This is a genomic window from Pantoea anthophila (genome assembly GCF_006494375.1).
In the GTDB taxonomy this organism is placed as follows: domain Bacteria; phylum Pseudomonadota; class Gammaproteobacteria; order Enterobacterales; family Enterobacteriaceae; genus Pantoea; species Pantoea anthophila.
This window is the reverse complement of sequence record NZ_VHIZ01000066.1, coordinates 224,519-241,244: the sequence shown is the minus strand read 5'-3', so window position 1 is coordinate 241,244 and position 16,726 is coordinate 224,519. Positions and strand designations below refer to the sequence as shown.

The window sequence follows — 16,726 nt, the reverse complement described above, 5'->3', positions numbered from 1 at the left end:
CCTTCGCGGATTGCGAAGCGCAGACCTTCGTCCATTGCGATTGGGTGGATCAGGGTAACAACCATTTTGATGTTGTCGCCTGGCATTACCATTTCAACGCCTTCTGGCAGCTCTACTGAACCGGTCACGTCAGTGGTACGGAAGTAGAACTGTGGACGGTAGCCCTTGAAGAACGGAGTATGGCGGCCACCTTCGTCTTTAGACAGAACGTAAACTTCTGACTCGAACTGGGTGTGTGGCTTGATGGTGCCTGGCTTAGCCAGAACCTGACCACGCTGGATGTCTTCACGCTTGATACCGCGCAGCAGAACACCACAGTTTTCGCCTGCCTGACCCTGGTCCAGCAGCTTACGGAACATCTCAACACCGGTACAGGTTGATTTCGCAGTATCTTTGATACCTACGATTTCAACTTCGTCGCCGACTTTAACGATACCGCGCTCAACACGACCGGTAACAACGGTACCACGGCCAGAGATTGAGAATACGTCTTCGATTGGCAGCAGGAACGGCATGTCGATCGCACGCTGTGGCTCTGGGATGTAGTTGTCCAGGTGCTCAGCCAGCTCGATGATTTTCGCTTCCCACTCAGCGTCGCCTTCCAGCGCTTTCAGAGCAGAACCACGAACGATTGGAGTGTCGTCGCCTGGGAAGTCATAGGCTGACAGCAGGTCACGCACTTCCATCTCAACCAGTTCCAGCAGCTCTTCATCATCAACCATGTCACACTTGTTCAGGAACACGATGATGTAAGGAACGCCAACCTGACGACCCAGCAGGATGTGCTCACGGGTCTGTGGCATTGGGCCATCAGTCGCAGCAACAACCAGGATCGCGCCGTCCATCTGCGCAGCACCGGTGATCATGTTTTTCACATAGTCGGCGTGGCCTGGGCAGTCAACGTGTGCATAGTGACGAGTCGGGGTTTCATACTCAACGTGTGAAGTGTTGATGGTGATACCACGTGCTTTCTCTTCTGGTGCGTTATCGATCTGATCGAATGCACGCGCCTGGCCGCCGTAAGTCTTAGACAGTACGGTGGTGATAGCTGCGGTCAGGGTGGTTTTACCGTGGTCGACGTGACCGATGGTGCCCACGTTTACGTGCAGTTTGTTACGCTGAAATTGCTCTTTCGCCATGGCGATAATTCCTTACGTTGTGCCTTCACCACGTGGGTGAAGGCATCAGTTCAAATTTAAACCGTAGCTTATTTGCTACGAGCTTCAATAACGGCCTGCGCTACGTTGTTCGGCGCATCGTCATACTTCAGGAACTCCATGGAGTAAGAAGCACGACCTTTAGTCAGAGAACGCAGCTGAGTTGCGTATCCGAACATTTCAGACAGCGGAACTTCAGCGTGAATCTGAACGCCAGTAGCGTTAGATTCCTGCCCTTTAAGCATACCACGACGACGGCTAAGGTCACCGATGACATCACCCGTGTTCTCTTCCGGAGTCTCTACTTCAACCTTCATGATAGGCTCAAGCAGAACCGGCTGCGCTTGTTTAAAGCCTTGTTTGAAGGCGATAGACGCGGCCAGTTTAAACGCCAGCTCAGAGGAGTCGACATCATGGTAAGAACCGAAGTGCAGACGCACGCCCAGATCCACAACCGGATAACCAGCCAGTGGGCCTGATTTCAGCTGCTCCTGGATACCTTTATCAACCGCAGGGATGTATTCACCAGGAATCACACCACCTTTGATGTCGTTGACAAATTCGTAGCCTTTCGGGTTCGAACCTGGCTCCAGTGGGTACATGTCGATAACAACATGACCGTACTGACCACGACCACCAGACTGCTTGGCGTGTTTACCTTCAACGTCGGTAACTTTAGTGCGGATCGCTTCACGGTAAGCAACCTGTGGTTTACCCACGTTTGCTTCCACGTTGAATTCACGCTTCATACGGTCAACGATGATGTCGAGGTGCAGCTCACCCATACCGGCGATGATGGTCTGGTTAGATTCTTCATCAGTCCATACGCGGAATGATGGGTCTTCTTTCGCCAGACGGCCCAGAGCCAGACCCATTTTTTCCTGGTCAGCTTTGGTTTTCGGCTCAACAGCGATTGAGATCACTGGCTCAGGGAACTCCATGCGCTCAAGGATGATGACGTTATCCGGGTCACACAGGGTATCACCAGTGGTCACATCTTTCAGGCCGATTGCAGCGGCGATATCACCCGCACGGACTTCTTTAATTTCTTCACGCTTGTTAGCGTGCATCTGAACGATACGGCCCAGACGCTCACGGTTTGACTTAACCGGGTTGAACACGGTGTCACCAGTGTTAACAACACCAGAGTAAACGCGGAAGAAGGTCAGGTTACCTACAAACGGGTCGGTAGCGATTTTGAACGCCAGTGCAGCAAACGGCTCGTTGTCGTCTGAGTGACGAACAGCCGGCGTGTCTTTACCGTCGTCCAGCATACCGTTGATCGCGGTAACGTCAGTCGGTGCTGGCAGATATTCAACAACGGCATCCAGCATCGCCTGAACACCTTTGTTCTTAAATGCAGAACCACAGGTTACCAGGATGATTTCGTTGTTCAGAACGCGCTTACGCAGAGCAGTTTTGATCTCTTCTTCGCTCAGCTCTTCACCGCTGAAGAATTTCTCCATCAGCTCTTCAGAGGCTTCTGCTGCTGCTTCGATCAGCTTGCCGCGCCATTCTTCAGCCAGTTCCTGCATATCAGCCGGGATATCTTCGTAAACAAAGGTTACACCCTGGTCTTCGTCGTTCCAGTTGATTGCTTTCATTTTCACCAGGTCAACAACACCGGTGAATTTCTCTTCTGCGCCGATAGCCAGCTGCAGAGGAACTGGAGTTGCACCCAGACGAACTTCCATCTGGTTAACAACTTTCAGGAAGTTTGCACCCATGCGGTCCATTTTGTTAACGAACGCAATGCGTGGAACTTTGTATTTGTTAGCCTGACGCCATACGGTTTCAGACTGTGGCTGAACGCCACCAACTGCACAGTAAACCATTACCGCGCCATCAAGAACACGCATAGAACGTTCTACTTCGATGGTGAAGTCAACGTGTCCTGGGGTGTCGATGATATTGATGTGGTGTGGTTCGAACTGCTTAGCCATACCAGACCAGTAACAGGTGGTCGCAGCGGAGGTGATAGTAATACCACGTTCCTGTTCCTGCTCCATCCAGTCCATGGTTGCTGCGCCGTCGTGTACTTCACCGATTTTGTGGTTTACACCGGTGTAGAACAGAACACGTTCGGTAGTGGTAGTTTTACCGGCGTCGATGTGCGCACTGATACCGATGTTACGGTAGCGAGCAATGGGTGTTTTACGAGCCATTTTATTCCTCGGTTTTTCGGACGTTCAAAATTAGTCAACCCCAGCGGGTTGGCCGTTTGGGCGCCCGCTGGTTTAACAATAACTACGCGACTGTTACCAGCGGTAGTGTGCGAACGCCTTGTTGGCTTCTGCCATGCGATGAACGTCTTCACGTTTCTTAACTGCAGTACCTTTGTTCTCTGCAGCATCAGAAAGTTCGTTCGCCAGGCGAAGAGCCATTGATTTATCACCACGTTTACGAGCAGCATCTACGATCCAGCGCATTGCCAGGGCATTACGACGAACCGGACGGACTTCAACTGGTACCTGATAGGTAGAACCACCAACGCGACGTGACTTAACTTCGACAGTCGGGCGCACGTTTTCCAGTGCTACTTCAAAGGCTTCCAGGGAGTTTTTACCTGAACGCTGAGCCAGGGTCTCAAGCGCGGTATAAACGATAGATTCTGCAGTAGATTTTTTACCATCTACCATCAGGATATTTACAAATTTGGCCAGCAGCTCTGATCCGAACTTAGGATCTGGCAGAATTTTACGCTGACCAATGACGCGACGACGTGGCATGGAAATACTCCGTTGTTAATTCAGGATTGTCCAAAACTCTATGAGTTTATTTTGACATTTAATTTAAAACGTTTGGCCTTACTTAACGGAGAACCATTAAGCCTTTGGCTTCTTCACGCCGTACTTGGAGCGAGCCTGCTTACGGTCTTTAACACCTGAGCAGTCCAGCGCGCCACGAACGGTGTGGTAACGCACACCTGGCAGGTCTTTTACACGACCGCCACGGATCAGGATCACGGAGTGCTCCTGCAGGTTGTGACCTTCACCACCGATGTAGGAAGTCACTTCAAAACCGTTGGTCAGACGCACACGGCAAACTTTACGCAGTGCGGAGTTAGGTTTTTTAGGAGTGGTGGTGTACACACGAGTACAAACGCCACGTTTTTGCGGGCAAGCTTCCAGCGCCGGCACGTTGCTCTTTGCAACTTTGCGGACGCGTGGTTTGCGAACCAGCTGGTTAACTGTTGCCATTAAATAGCTCCTGGATTTGCTTTTGCTTCGTAAACACGTAATAAATCGCCTCGTAGAATTACGAGGAGGCAGAATTTTAGGGCTGCGTCAAAAGGGTGTCAAGAAATAACCAGGTTTTAGCCGATTACCAGACCATTTGTTGCGGATGCCTGATCGTTAGCGTGACAAAGCCATTATAGTCTACGGACCGCACAGTGGTCGAAATTTGTCCAGACAGCCCGCGCGCCTGGACATCTTCGTCCAGAACCCACAGCGTCGCTTTGCAGGCTGACAGCTGAACCCATGCCCGACTGCCAGCCACGGCAGCCAGCACACCATCCTGTAGCAGCAGCAGATCATCACCGGCTTCCGCCATTAATAACAGCGTGTCGAGGTCGCTGTGCGACGGAGAGTGCATCAGAGTATGCAGCATTTGCGCCTCTTAAAAAGTCAGAATGCGATCGAAGCTGGCCAGCCGCTGGCGCAGTTCCGGCGCGTCCAGTAGCGTCACGTCCAGCAGCCGCCCGGCGTCAGCGTCCAGTCCGCGCGCAATCAGTGATGTCCGGCAGAGATAGCACTGCTCAATGTCATAAAGTGCCAGCACGCCAAACGTCGCGGCATAGTGACGGCTTTTTATGCGTTCAGGTTGCTGCTGCAGATTAAGCTGCAGCACTCCATCGCCGATAAAGAACAGGCCGATATCGTCGCTGAGTGCGCCCGTTGCCAGTGCGGCATCCAGCCCCTCACGCCCTGCGCTGCTGCCATGGGGCGCACGGGTAAAGACAAAGGCAACCCGATTCATCAGAACTGCACCATGCGTTCACAGCTCAGCGCCGCTTCGGCCAGCGCACCCAGCCCGCTCAGGGTAAATCCCGGCTGCAGGTTACTGGCCGCCAGGTGCAGACGAGCTGCCTCCTGCGGGTCGCTGATTCCACGCCGCAGTGCGGCCGCCACACAAATATTCAATACGACCCCCTGCTCCTGATGCAATGCCTGCCATGCCCGCACCAGATCAAACTCGTCGCTGGCTGGTGCCGTCAGCTGGTTAGCGTTGAGCACCCCTTCACGATAGAAGAAAACGCTTTCAAGCTGATGACCCGCCGCCAGCAGTGCCCGGGCAAACAGCCAGGCACTGGTTGCCTGTTGCGTGCCGTAGGCCGGGCCGGTCACCAGCAGGGTGTAACGCATCAGCGATCCTGTCCCTGAAAATCGCCATTTTTAAACTGGCGGATGTAGAGATAGACGGTGTGCTTCGAGATGTTCAGCCGGTCAGCGACCTGGTTGATGGCATCCTTAATGTCGAAGATCCCCTTTTCATACAGGTTGAGCACAATCTGACGGTTCTTGGCGTTGTTGGAGACATTGCGGTCAGCGCTGACCTCTTCAATCGTAAACTCCAGGGTCTGCATAACCAGGTCATCGACCGAACTGGCGAAGTTAACGCTGGAGTCAACCTGCTGCATCTCGGGCGGCATAAAGGTCGACATAATCTGCGAGAACGGCACATCAAGATTCATGTTGATACAGAGCAGGCCGATAACCCGCTGCTGACGGTTACGAATCGCGATGGTCACGGACTTCATCAGCACGCCGCTTTTGGCGCGCGTGAAGTAGGCACGGGAAACATTACTGTCCGCGCCATGCATATCATGCAGCATCCGCAGCGCCAGATCGGTGATAGGCGAACCGACCTTACGGCCCGTGTGCTCTCCATTGGCGATGCGAACGGCTGAACACTTAAGATCTTCCAGCGAATGCAGGACGATTTCACAATGCGAACCGATCAACATCGCCAGGCCATCCACGACAGCCTCGTACGATTTCAGAATATCGTAATCAGTTTGTTCGAACGGGCGCTGCTCCAGAAGATCGAAGTCGCTCAGTTCACCCGGATTGAATGGATTAGACATTGAAGAGTATCACCCTGAATGGCTGGAGCCTGTCACAGCGGCTTATGGGCAGACTCAATGTTGGGATAATTAGGCAGGCATTAGTCTGGCAAATGTCGTCGGCTTATGCCAGAGGTTTGTCGTGAAGGCGAAATGAAACCGCCGCCCGGAGGCGGCGGTCAGCAGATTACTGCGCTTTTTCTGCGGCAGCAGGCGCAGGCGCCTGTGCTTTTTCATCGGCTTTTGGGGCCGGTTTGATATCAAGCAGCTCAACATCAAACACCAGCGTGGAGTTAGCCGGAATACCCGGAACGCCATTTTTGCCGTAAGCCAGCTGTGGTGGGATGACCAGCTTGATCTTGCCCCCTTTCTTCACGTGCTTCAGGCCTTCGGTCCAGCCCGGAATGACGCCATCCAGACGGAAAGAGAGAGGCTCGCCACGGGTGTAAGAGTTGTCAAACTCAGTACCATCAATCAGGGTACCTTTGTAGTTAACCACCACAGTGTCGCTATCTTTTGGTGCGTCGCCGCTGCCCTCTTTCTCAACTTTATAGAGCAGGCCGGTTTCCGTTTTCTTCACGCCACTCTCTTTGGCGAATTTGGTCGCGTAAGCCGTGCCCTTTTCAGCATTCTCTTTCGCATCTTTTTCCATTTTCGCAGAGGCTGCGCCTTTCACGCGGCCTTCGAACGCCTGCAGTGTCTGCTCAATCTCTTCATCAGAGAGTTTGCTCTTGCCACCGAATGCATCCTGGACGCCCGCGATCAGCTGCTGCTTATCCAGTTTGATGCCCAGTTTTTCCTGCTCCTTCAGGGAGTTGTCCATGTAGCGACCCAGTGAAGCACCCAGTGCATAGGCTGACTGCTGGTCTTCATCTTTGAAAGCCGCATTTTTCGGTGCCTGAGGCGCAGACTGTGGCGCAGCAGCCGGGGCAGCCTGAGGAGCCGCAGCGGTTTCAGCCGCCATAGCCAGCGGAGCATTCAGCGCAACAGCCATGGTGGTAGCTAACAATGTGACTTTAAACAGTGATTTCATCCATTCTCCAAAACCGAAGCGTCTAACCTCGGGAAACATTGCGGACTTCAGGGTCCACACTATAACTTTACGTGGCAGTGTCGAACACTCCCACAATGTAATTACCCGGTTAACCTCCGACCTTTATAACAGCGGGAAGTTTCATCAGAGATGATGCCGCGCCACCTTTTTTCAAGCGCAACGCCTTCGGGCATGAAAAAAACAGGTGATTCCTGGCGTTCAGGTCGTAGAATCACGCCCTGAGTCGCACCTTAACAGAGGAACAGGTCATGCAACAGTCTGAGTGGGAACAGCGTCTGGAGACGTTAGAGAGCAAACTGGCCTTTCAGGAGATGACCATTGAGCAGCTGAACAGCGCCGTTGTTCAGCACGAGCTGGAGATGAGTAAAATGCGTGAGCAGATACGCCTCTTAACCGACAAGCTCAAAGCGAACGCAACCTCACTGGTGGCCTCACAGTCTGAAGAGACGCCGCCGCCACACTACTGATCGCGCGCTGTCGGCCCCTGTCCGTCCGGGCCAGCGCCGGATAGCCGCCAAAAGAAAGGCCACCCGAAGGTGGCCTTAACCGGTTGTCAGACTTAGTGGCTGCAGCCGCAACCGCCAGTGCCACAACCGCCTTTACCGTGATCGTGGTCGTGATCATGGCCGTGATCGTGGTCATGATGATGACCGTCTGCACCGTGAACATGGCCGTGAGCCAGTTCTTCCGGCGTCGCTTCACGAATCGCAACCACTTCAACGTTGAAGTTCAGGTTCTGACCCGCCAGCATGTGGTTACCATCAACCACGACGTGATCGTCTTCCACTTCGGTGATTTCAACCGGAACCGGACCCTGATCGGTTTCTGCCAGGAAGCGCATACCAACCTGCAGTTCGTCGACGCCCATGAAGACATCTTTAGGAACACGCTGCACCAGGTTATCGTCATACTGACCGTAAGCATCGTTTGCCGGGATATGCACGTCAAATTTGTCGCCGGCAACGTGGTTTTCCAGCGCATTTTCCAGACCAGAAATCAGGGAACCATGACCGTGCAGATAGTCTAACGGTGCGCTCACCGGTGACTCGTCAACTAACACGCCGTCTTCTGTACGTACCTGATAGGCCAGGCTTACCACCAGGTCTTTTGCTACTTTCATGATATCTCCTAACCGTTGAGAACTAAGATCCCGTCTCATTGGTCTATTCTTGCGTGCAATAACACCAACCAGAAAGGTTCGGGGCTGAGTGCAAGAGGGGTTTCACTTTCTCTTGCGACCACAGCGTTAATGGCGTCAATTGTAACGGAATTCAATCCCGCTGTAAGTTTAAGCGTAAAAAAAGCTGCGTCACTTCGCTACTCGGGATGGAAAATCCCGATAACCTGCTCGTTAGTGCGAACCTGATCGCGCGCCTGTTTATCCGCTTCGCGCATCTGATGTCCGCACTTCACGCACTCCACGACATCGACACTATTTTCACGCCACATCGCCAGCGTGTCCTTCTCCTGGCAGTGCGGGCATGTCGCACCAGCAATAAAACGTTTACGCATGAGCTTCAGCCTGTTTTAAAAGGTTATTGATCATCATCCCAGCCATCGATCTGCCGCTTTTCGCGCTGCATTTCGCGCTGGAAGATATCTTCCAGTTCCCGCCGCGCTTCACGCACGCGCGACGCCTGCGCACTTTCAGAGAGGCTGGGCATCAGTTCACGCAACATCCGCATATCGAGCCGGCGGAAATGCTGCTGGGCGCGATGCGCCTGATGCGGGTGCATCCCCAGTGACATCAGCGTCTTGCGTCCCAGCTCCAGCGCACTGGAGAAGGTTTCACGTGAGAACTGCGTCACGCCAGCCTGCAGCAGTTCGTGTGCCTCGACACGGCCCCGGGCGCGCGCCTGAATCTGCAGCTGCGGGAAGTGCTGCTGGCATAAGTGCACGATGGTCATCACATCTTCCGGTTCATTACAGGTGATCACAATCGACTGCGCGCTGGCTGCGCCCGCCGCGCGCAATAACTCCAGCTCGGTGGCGTCGCCGTAATAGACCTTGTAGCCATATTTGCGCATCAGGCTTACCGCACTGATGTCGCGCTCCAGCACGGTGATGCGTTTGTTGTTCGCCATCAGCAAGCGGCCGACCACCTGGCCGAAGCGACCAAAGCCCACCACAATCACCTGCGGCTGATCGTCTTCAACAAAGTGCTTCTCTGCTTCTTCATCGGGCTCATTGAAGCGATGCGCCAGCAGACGATCAATGCCCTGCATCAGCAGAGGCGTGGTCATCATCGACAGGGTGACGGTCACCAGCAGCATCGGCAGCTGATCGCCGGAGAAGAGCTTCGCCGAAGAGGCCGCGGAAAAGAGCACAAAGGCGAACTCGCCCCCCTGACTCAGCACGCCGGCAAACTGCTGCCGCTCGGAACTGCGTAAGCCATAAATACGCGCCAGCAGATAGAGCACCAGCGTTTTCACCGCCACCAGCGTCACCACGCCGAGCAGGATGGTCACAATATGGGTATAGAGCACACCGAGGTTGAGCGCCATGCCAACGGAAATAAAGAACAGGCCCAGCAGCAACCCTTTGAAAGGGTCAATCGCCACCTCCAGCTCATGCTGGTATTCACTCTCTGCCAGCAGGATCCCCGCGATAAAGGTGCCCAGCGCCATCGACAGACCCAGCGCATCCATAAACAGCGCGGAGCCCAGCACCAGCAGCAGCGAGGCGGCGGTAAAGACCTCACGGACACCTGATGCGGCGATATAGCGGAAGATAGGCCGCAGCAGATAGCGTCCCCCCACCAGCATGCCTGCGAACGCCAGCACCTTCATGCCGACTTTCATCCAGTCAATATGGCCGCTGTCGGTGCCCGCCAGCAGCGGAATCAGCGCCAGGGCCGGGATCACCGCGATATCCTGAAACAGCAGCACCGAAAAGCCCAGCTGCCCCGCTTCGCTGCGGTTCATGCCTTTATCCATCATCAGCTGCAGCGCCATCGCGGTTGAGGACATCGCCAGGCCGATGCCGCCGATGACCGCCGCCTGCCAGCTAAAGTCGGTCAGCCACAGCAGGCCGCCCAGAATCGCCGCAGAGAAGATGACCTGCGCCGCGCCGACACCAAAAATGGAGCGGCGCAGCGCCCACAGCTTTGCCGGGTTCAGCTCCAGGCCAATAATAAACATCAGGAAAACCACGCCCAGTTCCGAGAAATGGAGAATCTCATCGACGTCGCTGATAAAACCTAATCCCCACGGGCCGATAGCGATCCCCGCCACCAGATAGCCCAGTACAGCACCAATCCCGAGGCGAGCCGCCACCGGTACAATTAATACCGCCGCGACCAGATAAATCACCCCGGCGGTCAGCAGCGTTTGCCCTTCCATCTATATCCCTCCATTCGGCAGCGGAGCTGCGAGCCACTCGCCATAGGCGCGGGCATAATTTTTCATCAGTTCAGGACTCTGCCGACGCGCCCAGTAGACGATCATCGGCGGCATCCAGTGCATGCGGCACATCTGCGCGGTCAGCTCAAAGGGCCGCATGATGTCATTGAGTGAATAGCGGTTCAGCCCCTGCTGTTTAAAGGCGCTCTCCGGCTCCCCGGTCGTCACAACGCTGCGCCAGTATTTTCCTTCCAGCGCATTGCCATCCACGCCACTGGCAAAACCGCGCGACAGCACCCGGTCCAGCCACTCTTTCAGCAGGGCCGGACAGCTATAGGTATAGAGCGGATGCTGAAAAATGATGACATCATGTTCGCGCAGCAGCTGCTGTTCATGATGAATATCGATAAAAAAATCCGGATAGGTGGCGTACAGATCGTGTACGGTGACGTGTTCCAGCGCCTGCGCCGACTGCAACAAAATCCGGTTAGCGACGGAATCCTGTAATTCCGGATGAGCAAAAAGCAGTAACACGCGGGGTGGCTGCGACATCCTTTCCCTCCAAAGCGTCGTCATTGGTGCGGTTTTCGGCTACCATGCACGACGCAGCAAAATCTCATTATGTTGCCAGTAAATTAACATATTCTGACGATACGGCGCTTACATGATTGTCTTCTCTGCCTTACAAATTCGCCGCGGCATCCGCGTCCTGCTCGACAATGCCACCGCCACCATTAATCCCGGTCAGAAGGTCGGGCTGGTGGGTAAAAACGGCTGTGGAAAATCCACGCTGCTGTCGCTGTTAAAAGGTGAGATCACCAGCGATGCCGGCACCGTCACCTTTCCTGCTCACTGGGCGCTGGCCTGGGTTAACCAGGAAACCCCCGCGCTGGACAAAGCCGCGCTGGAGTATGTGATTGATGGCGACCGCGACTATCGCCAGCTTGAGGCTGAACTGGTGGAGGCGAACCGGCGGGACGACGGCAATGCGATCGCCCTGCTGCACGGCAAGCTTGATGCGGTGCAGGCGTGGAGTATCCATGCGCGCGCCGCCAGCCTGCTGCATGGTCTGGGCTTCAGTCAGGAGCAGCTGCAGCGCCCGGTCAGCGACTTCTCCGGTGGCTGGCGGATGCGCCTCAATCTGGCTCAGGCGCTGATCTGCCGCTCCGATCTGCTGTTGCTGGATGAACCGACCAACCACCTCGATCTTGATGCGGTGATCTGGCTGGAGCGCTGGCTGAAGAGTTACGAAGGTACCCTGATCCTGATCTCGCATGACCGTGACTTTCTCGATCCGGTGGTCGACAAAATCATTCATATCGAACAGGCGTCGATGTTCGAATATACCGGCAACTACACCTCCTTTGAGCGGCAGCGCGTCGCCAAACTGGCTCAGCAGCAGTCGCTGTATGAGAGTCAACAGGAGAAGGTGGCGCATCTGCACAGCTACATTGACCGCTTCCGTGCCAAAGCCTCCAAGGCGAAACAGGCGCAGAGCCGCATCAAAATGCTGGAGCGCATGGAGATGATTGCGCCTGCCCATGTCGATAACCCATTCAGCTTCACCTTCCGTAAGCCGGAAAACCTGCCCAACCCGATTCTGAAGATGGAGAAGGTCACGGCGGGGTATGGCGATCGCATCATTCTCGACGCCATTAAGCTCAACCTGGTGCCGGGTTCGCGCATTGGTCTGCTGGGCCGCAACGGGGCGGGTAAATCGACCCTGATTAAGCTCCTGGCGGGCGAGCTGGAGGCGATGGAGGGCAGGATTGGCCTGGCGAAAGGGATCAAGCTCGGTTACTTCGCCCAGCATCAGCTCGAGTACCTGCGGGCCGACGAGTCCCCGCTGCAGCATCTGGCGCGCATTGCGCCGAACGTGCTGGAGCAGCAGCTGCGCGACTATCTGGGCGGCTTTGACTTCCGCGGCGATAAAGTCACGGAAATCACCGAACGCTTCTCCGGCGGTGAGAAAGCGCGCCTGGTGCTGGCACTGATTGTCTGGCAGCGCCCTAACCTGCTGCTGCTGGATGAACCGACTAACCACCTTGATCTGGATATGCGCCAGGCGCTGACGGAGGCGCTGATCGACTTCGAAGGCGCGCTGGTGGTGGTGTCGCACGATCGCCATCTGCTGCGCGCCACCACGGACGATCTCTATCTGGTGCACGACGGCAAAGTGGATGTCTTTGCCGGCGACCTCGAAGATTATCAGCAGTGGCTGAGCGATCTGCAGAAGCAGCAGGCGCAACAGGAGGCCGCGCCAAAGCAGGACAACGGCAACAGCGCCCAGGCGCGAAAAGATCAGAAGCGCCGCGATGCCGAACTGCGTGCGCAGACTCAGCCGCTGCGTAAAGAGATCGAAAAGCTGGAAAAGCAGATGAGCAAATGGCAGAGCCAGCTGGCCGATGCCGAAGCTCAGCTTTCGGACAGTGCCATTTATGATCCTGGCCGCAAAGCGGATCTGACCACCGCGCTGCAGCGTCAGGCAGAGAGTAAATCGGCGCTGGAAGAGGTGGAGATGGCGTGGCTGGAGGCGCAGGAGCAGCTCGAACAGATGATGGCGTCCTGACGGGCTGGCCTTCTCCCTGCGCGCAGGGAGAAGGCTGTGCGCTTAACGGGGTCTGTCGCCCAGGACGGTGGCCCGCTGCATAATCCGGCGCGCCGGATAGTAGTCGGCATTGGCGTAGTGCTGCGTGACCCGATTATCCCAGATAGCCAGATCGTTGGGCTGCCAGCGCCAGCGCACCTGAAACTCCGGTTTGGTGGCGTGAGCGAACAGAAAGCGCAATACCGCATCACTCTCCTTCTCACTTAACTCCACGATTCGCGTCGTGAACCCCTCATTCACAAACAGGGCTTTTTTGCCGCTGACCGGATGGGTGCGGATCACCGGATGCTGCACCGGCGGATGTTTATCGACCGCCTGCTGCCAGCGCTGATGCTCCTCCGGGGTTTTGCGGTACTTATACTCCTGAAAGGACTTTTTAAAATCGTGTTCCGCACTCAGGCCCGTCAGCAGTTGCTTAAAGGGTTCAGAGAGCGCCTCGTAAGCCGCTATCCCGCTGGTCCAGAGCGTATCGCCGCCCGCCGCCGGTAGCACCTTAGAAGCCAGCAGCGCAATCGCGGGCGGCGTGTCGATAAAGGTGACGTCGGTGTGCCAGTTATCATTATCCGGCGGGTTATCCTGGTGGGTATCCAGCACGATAATCTCCTCCACGCCTTCCGCATGCGGATAGACCGGATGAATATGCAGGTCACCGAAGCGCACTGCCAGCGCGCGATGCTGCTCCGGCGTAATCTGCTGATCGCGCAGAAACAGCACCTGATGACGCAGCAGGCCGTGATAGAGCTGCTCAAACTGCGCATCGCTCAGGGGGCGCGAGACATCCAGGTCAGAAACCTGTGCGCCAATATAGGGGCCAAGCGGGGTAAAACTGAGACGTTCACTCATGATTGTTCTCCACTCCAGGGCGTCAGACGGCGCTGCAATGCGCGGAGCCCGAGTTCTAAGCTAAAAGCGATAACGGCTATCACCGCGATACCTGCCAGCACCACATCGGTGGCAAGAAACTCTCCGGCCGACTGCACCATAAACCCCAGTCCTCGCGTGGCGGCAATCAGTTCAGCCGCCACCAGCGTCGACCAGCCCACGCCCAGACCGATGCGCAGTCCGGTCAGGATCTCCGGCAGCGCACCCGGCAGAATCACCCAGCGCAGCAGTTGCCAGCGGTTAGCCCCCAGCGAGCGGGCCGCCCGCAGCCGCACCGGCTGTGTGTTTCGTACCCCGGCCAGGGTGGAGAGCGTCACCGGTGCGAAGATGGCCAGATAGATCAGCAGAATTTTTGAGGTTTCGCCGATGCCGAACCAGATCACCATCAGGGGCAGATAGGCGAGAGGCGGAATCGGGCGATAAAGCTCAATCAGCGGATCGAGCAGTCCACGCGCAACCGGGCTGAGGCCCATCAGAATGCCGGTCGGAATACCGATGGCGGCAGCAGCGGTCAGCGCAATCAGCATGCGCGTCAGGCTGGCGGCCAGATGCTGCCAGAGCGTGGCATCCATAAACCCCTGTGCGCTGGCAATCAGCAGCAGCTTGCTGAACACCTGCTGCGGCGATGGCAGAAACAGCGGCGCGATCAGGCCCAGCGCGGTCACGCCCCACCAGAGCAGTAACAGCAGAGAGAGGCTCAGCAGGCTCAGCGTCAGGGCAGTTGAGAAAGGCCAGCGCAGCCGACGGCGCACCGGCAGAGATTTGTCGTTGATAAGCGCGCTCATGCAAATGCCTCCCGCTGATCAAACACCCGGCTCAGCACATACTCGCGCTGGGCGATAAACTGCGGATCGGATTTGATGCTGCGGCACGATTCACCCGCGGCAAAGCGCCGGCCAAAATCGGGGCGCAGCCGCTCGACAATGCGGCCCGGTCCGGGTGAGAGCAGAATCAGTTCGCTGGCGAGGAAAATCGCCTCTTCAATGTCGTGCGTAATCAGCAGGATCTGTTTACCGCTGTCACGCCACAGCGTCAGCAGCAGGGTCTGCATCTGTTCGCGGGTAAACGCATCCAGCGCACCGAAGGGTTCATCCAGCAGCAGCAGTTGCGGATCGGTCGCCAGCGCGCGTGCGATGCCTACCCGCTGACGCTGACCGCCAGAGAGCTGCCAGATGGCGCGCTTCTCCGCCCCTTCCAGCCCCACCTGTCTGATCAGGCGGCGCGCCACCGCCTCACGCGGCTGGCGGGGCATCCCGGCCAGCTGCAGGCCAAACGCGACATTATCCAGGACGTTGCGCCATGGCAGCAGCCCCTCATTCTGAAACACCACGCCGCGCTCCGCGCCCGGTCCGGTCACCGGCTGGTTATCCAGCGTAATGGAGCCCGACTCAACCGGCAGGAATCCGGCGACCAGATTCAGCAGCGTGGTTTTGCCGCAGCCGGAGGGGCCCAGTACCACCAGCAGTTCCTGGCTGTCCAGTTGCAGGTTGATATCCTGCAACACCGGCTGCCCGGCATACCGTGCATTAAGGTGAGCGATGCGCAGCATAGTGCCTCCTTACTGTTTAACGAGTGGCGCGACGAAGCGGGAAGTGACGTAGCTGCTGTAGTCGTTATCGGCCTGTGGCACTCGGCCCTGCGCTTTCAGAAACTGCGCGGTATCGACAATCGCTTTATTGACTGGCTTGCCCAGCTGCTCAACCTGCTGCTGCGCCGTCAGATAGGTATTCCCCTTCACCAGGTCCGGCACCTGCGCTTCCGGCACCCCGCTCAGGCGTGACAGTTTGCTGAGGTTTTCAGGCTGCTTCAGCCAGCTGTCGGGACTCTTCAGGTAGGCCTGTTGCGCCTCGATAGCGCTGCGGGCAAAGGCAGTGACGATCTCCGGATGCTGTTCGGCAAAATCTTTGCGTACGACCCAGACATCCAGCGTCGGTGATCCCCAGCTCCCCACCTGCGAAGAGTCGGTTAATACCCTGCCCTCTTTTTCCAGCTCATTCACCGCGGGTGCCCAGACATAGGCCCCGTCAATATCGCCGCGCTGCCAGGCAGCAATAATCGCGGGCGGCTGCAGATTGACCAGCTGAACCTGCGACGGCTTAATGCCCCAGTGTTTCAGCGCAGCCAGCAGGCTGTAGTGGGTGGTGGAGATGAACGGCACCGCGATGCGCTTGCCGATAAGATCTTTCGGGGAGGTGATGCTCTTTTTGACGACCAGGGCTTCCGAATTACCCAGCTGCGACGCGAGTAAAAAGGCTTCAATCGGCAGCTTCTGCGCCGCGGCCACTGCTAACGGACTGGAACCGATATTACCAATCTGGACGTCACCGGAGGCCAGCGCACGTAATACGCCCGCGCCGCTGTCAAACTTACGCCAGTCGACGCTGGCCCCGCTATCTTTGGCAAAACTGTTGTCCGCCTGCGCCACTTTTGCCGGTTCGGCGGAAGTCTGGTAGGCCACGGTGACATTCACCGCATCAGCCCGGAAAGCCAGCAGCGCCAGCGCGGCGGCTAAAAGTGTGAAACGTGTTGTTGCCATGATCGTTTTCCCCTGTTTTTTTATCGTGGGGGCAGTGTCTCTGCGCACTATAGTTTCATAAAGGAATTAAAAATTATCCC

Annotated in this window: 19 protein-coding genes; 2 read left to right on the top strand and 17 right to left on the bottom strand. The window is 56.3% G+C overall.

The annotated features are described in order from the left end of the window. From tuf to fkpA, 9 genes are all read right to left on the bottom strand, one after another. A partial coding sequence (tuf, locus tag FJW00_RS22250; RefSeq protein ID WP_140925667.1) for an elongation factor Tu occupies window positions 1-1,139 on the bottom strand: 1,139 nt, incomplete at its 3' end. Between the two features lie 68 nt (window positions 1,140-1,207). After that, window positions 1,208-3,322, bottom strand: coding sequence for an elongation factor G (gene fusA, locus FJW00_RS22245; protein ID WP_009087601.1), 2,115 nt, complete (start codon window positions 3,320-3,322; stop codon window positions 1,208-1,210). Window positions 3,323-3,415: 93 nt separating this feature from the next. Then, on the bottom strand, window positions 3,416-3,886 hold the full coding sequence (gene rpsG, locus FJW00_RS22240) for a 30S ribosomal protein S7 (RefSeq protein ID WP_009087603.1): 471 nt from the start codon (window positions 3,884-3,886) through the stop codon (window positions 3,416-3,418). Between the two features lie 96 nt (window positions 3,887-3,982). Beyond that, window positions 3,983-4,357 carry a 30S ribosomal protein S12 gene (gene rpsL, locus FJW00_RS22235; RefSeq protein WP_003852912.1) on the bottom strand — a complete coding sequence of 125 codons (375 nt, stop codon included), beginning with the start codon at window positions 4,355-4,357 and terminating at the stop codon, window positions 3,983-3,985. Window positions 4,358-4,481: 124 nt separating this feature from the next. Then, window positions 4,482-4,769: a sulfurtransferase complex subunit TusB gene (gene tusB, locus FJW00_RS22230; RefSeq protein ID WP_046100699.1), complete on the bottom strand. Its 288-nt coding sequence runs from the start codon at window positions 4,767-4,769 to the stop codon at window positions 4,482-4,484. 9 nt (window positions 4,770-4,778) lie between these two features. After that, a complete protein-coding gene (tusC, locus tag FJW00_RS22225; protein WP_140925666.1) occupies window positions 4,779-5,138 on the bottom strand; it encodes a sulfurtransferase complex subunit TusC in 360 nt (119 codons plus the stop codon). Continuing rightward, window positions 5,138-5,524, bottom strand: a complete 387-nt coding sequence (gene tusD / locus FJW00_RS22220; RefSeq protein WP_058957833.1) for a sulfurtransferase complex subunit TusD — start codon at window positions 5,522-5,524, stop codon at window positions 5,138-5,140. The genes tusC and tusD overlap by 1 nt, the downstream gene beginning before the upstream one ends. After that, the gene (locus FJW00_RS22215; RefSeq protein WP_009087612.1) at window positions 5,524-6,246 is read right to left on the bottom strand and encodes a helix-turn-helix transcriptional regulator; all 723 of its coding nucleotides are present in this window, start codon (window positions 6,244-6,246) and stop codon (window positions 5,524-5,526) included. Before FJW00_RS22215 ends, tusD begins: the two co-directional genes overlap by 1 nt. Window positions 6,247-6,412: 166 nt before the next feature. Continuing rightward, entirely contained in the window at window positions 6,413-7,258 is an 846-nt protein-coding gene (gene fkpA / locus FJW00_RS22210; protein WP_111207896.1) for an FKBP-type peptidyl-prolyl cis-trans isomerase, read from the bottom strand. A 269-nt stretch (window positions 7,259-7,527) separates the two neighbouring features. Between fkpA and FJW00_RS22205 the strand changes: the two genes are divergently transcribed. Next, the gene (locus tag FJW00_RS22205) at window positions 7,528-7,746 is read left to right on the top strand and encodes a SlyX family protein (protein WP_009087615.1); all 219 of its coding nucleotides are present in this window, start codon (window positions 7,528-7,530) and stop codon (window positions 7,744-7,746) included. Between the two features lie 92 nt (window positions 7,747-7,838). On the opposite strand, the gene slyD is transcribed toward FJW00_RS22205, so the two are convergent. From slyD to kefG, 4 genes are all read right to left on the bottom strand, one after another. Then, a complete protein-coding gene (gene slyD / locus FJW00_RS22200; RefSeq protein WP_009087618.1) occupies window positions 7,839-8,399 on the bottom strand; it encodes a peptidylprolyl isomerase in 561 nt (186 codons plus the stop codon). Between the two features lie 197 nt (window positions 8,400-8,596). After that, window positions 8,597-8,791 carry a YheV family putative zinc ribbon protein gene (locus FJW00_RS22195; protein WP_046100701.1) on the bottom strand — a complete coding sequence of 65 codons (195 nt, stop codon included), beginning with the start codon at window positions 8,789-8,791 and terminating at the stop codon, window positions 8,597-8,599. 23 nt (window positions 8,792-8,814) lie between these two features. Further along, window positions 8,815-10,620, bottom strand: a complete 1,806-nt coding sequence (gene kefB, locus FJW00_RS22190; RefSeq protein ID WP_046100702.1) for a glutathione-regulated potassium-efflux system protein KefB — start codon at window positions 10,618-10,620, stop codon at window positions 8,815-8,817. Continuing rightward, window positions 10,621-11,172, bottom strand: a complete 552-nt coding sequence (gene kefG / locus FJW00_RS22185; RefSeq protein ID WP_009087624.1) for a glutathione-regulated potassium-efflux system ancillary protein KefG — start codon at window positions 11,170-11,172, stop codon at window positions 10,621-10,623. A gap of 112 nt (window positions 11,173-11,284) precedes the next feature. On the opposite strand from kefG, the gene FJW00_RS22180 reads away from it, so the two are divergent. Beyond that, on the top strand, window positions 11,285-13,189 hold the full coding sequence (locus FJW00_RS22180) for an ABC transporter ATP-binding protein (protein WP_140925665.1): 1,905 nt from the start codon (window positions 11,285-11,287) through the stop codon (window positions 13,187-13,189). Window positions 13,190-13,231: 42 nt separating this feature from the next. On the opposite strand, the gene tauD is transcribed toward FJW00_RS22180, so the two are convergent. From tauD to tauA, 4 genes are read right to left on the bottom strand one after another with little or no spacing between them, the layout of a single operon-like run. Further along, on the bottom strand, window positions 13,232-14,071 hold the full coding sequence (tauD, locus tag FJW00_RS22175; protein ID WP_046100704.1) for a taurine dioxygenase: 840 nt from the start codon (window positions 14,069-14,071) through the stop codon (window positions 13,232-13,234). Continuing rightward, window positions 14,068-14,895 carry a taurine ABC transporter permease TauC gene (tauC, locus tag FJW00_RS22170; protein WP_009087631.1) on the bottom strand — a complete coding sequence of 276 codons (828 nt, stop codon included), beginning with the start codon at window positions 14,893-14,895 and terminating at the stop codon, window positions 14,068-14,070. The genes tauD and tauC overlap by 4 nt, the downstream gene beginning before the upstream one ends. Further along, window positions 14,892-15,659 (bottom strand): taurine ABC transporter ATP-binding subunit, encoded by a 768-nt coding sequence (gene tauB / locus FJW00_RS22165; protein WP_009087632.1) that lies wholly within the window; start codon window positions 15,657-15,659, stop codon window positions 14,892-14,894. The genes tauC and tauB overlap by 4 nt, the downstream gene beginning before the upstream one ends. 9 nt (window positions 15,660-15,668) lie before the next feature. Further along, window positions 15,669-16,646, bottom strand: coding sequence for a taurine ABC transporter substrate-binding protein (gene tauA, locus FJW00_RS22160; RefSeq protein WP_009087634.1), 978 nt, complete (start codon window positions 16,644-16,646; stop codon window positions 15,669-15,671). Between the last annotated feature and the right edge of the window lie 80 nt (window positions 16,647-16,726).

Coding starts and splice junctions, on each gene's coding strand:
- fkpA (WP_111207896.1), bottom strand. CDS start 7,258: ATGAAATCACTGTTTAAAGTCACATTGTTAGCTACCACCATGGCTGTT.
- tauB (WP_009087632.1), bottom strand. CDS start 15,659: ATGCTGCGCATCGCTCACCTTAATGCACGGTATGCCGGGCAGCCGGTG.
- rpsL (WP_003852912.1), bottom strand. CDS start 4,357: ATGGCAACAGTTAACCAGCTGGTTCGCAAACCACGCGTCCGCAAAGTT.
- kefB (WP_046100702.1), bottom strand. CDS start 10,620: ATGGAAGGGCAAACGCTGCTGACCGCCGGGGTGATTTATCTGGTCGCG.
- tauD (WP_046100704.1), bottom strand. CDS start 14,071: ATGAGTGAACGTCTCAGTTTTACCCCGCTTGGCCCCTATATTGGCGCA.
- FJW00_RS22195 (WP_046100701.1), bottom strand. CDS start 8,791: ATGCGTAAACGTTTTATTGCTGGTGCGACATGCCCGCACTGCCAGGAG.
- slyD (WP_009087618.1), bottom strand. CDS start 8,399: ATGAAAGTAGCAAAAGACCTGGTGGTAAGCCTGGCCTATCAGGTACGT.
- tusB (WP_046100699.1), bottom strand. CDS start 4,769: ATGCTGCATACTCTGATGCACTCTCCGTCGCACAGCGACCTCGACACG.
- tauC (WP_009087631.1), bottom strand. CDS start 14,895: ATGAGCGCGCTTATCAACGACAAATCTCTGCCGGTGCGCCGTCGGCTG.
- FJW00_RS22215 (WP_009087612.1), bottom strand. CDS start 6,246: ATGTCTAATCCATTCAATCCGGGTGAACTGAGCGACTTCGATCTTCTG.
- FJW00_RS22180 (WP_140925665.1), top strand. CDS start 11,285: ATGATTGTCTTCTCTGCCTTACAAATTCGCCGCGGCATCCGCGTCCTG.
- kefG (WP_009087624.1), bottom strand. CDS start 11,172: ATGTCGCAGCCACCCCGCGTGTTACTGCTTTTTGCTCATCCGGAATTA.
- tusD (WP_058957833.1), bottom strand. CDS start 5,524: ATGCGTTACACCCTGCTGGTGACCGGCCCGGCCTACGGCACGCAACAG.
- tauA (WP_009087634.1), bottom strand. CDS start 16,646: ATGGCAACAACACGTTTCACACTTTTAGCCGCCGCGCTGGCGCTGCTG.
- rpsG (WP_009087603.1), bottom strand. CDS start 3,886: ATGCCACGTCGTCGCGTCATTGGTCAGCGTAAAATTCTGCCAGATCCT.
- FJW00_RS22205 (WP_009087615.1), top strand. CDS start 7,528: ATGCAACAGTCTGAGTGGGAACAGCGTCTGGAGACGTTAGAGAGCAAA.
- fusA (WP_009087601.1), bottom strand. CDS start 3,322: ATGGCTCGTAAAACACCCATTGCTCGCTACCGTAACATCGGTATCAGT.
- tusC (WP_140925666.1), bottom strand. CDS start 5,138: ATGAATCGGGTTGCCTTTGTCTTTACCCGTGCGCCCCATGGCAGCAGC.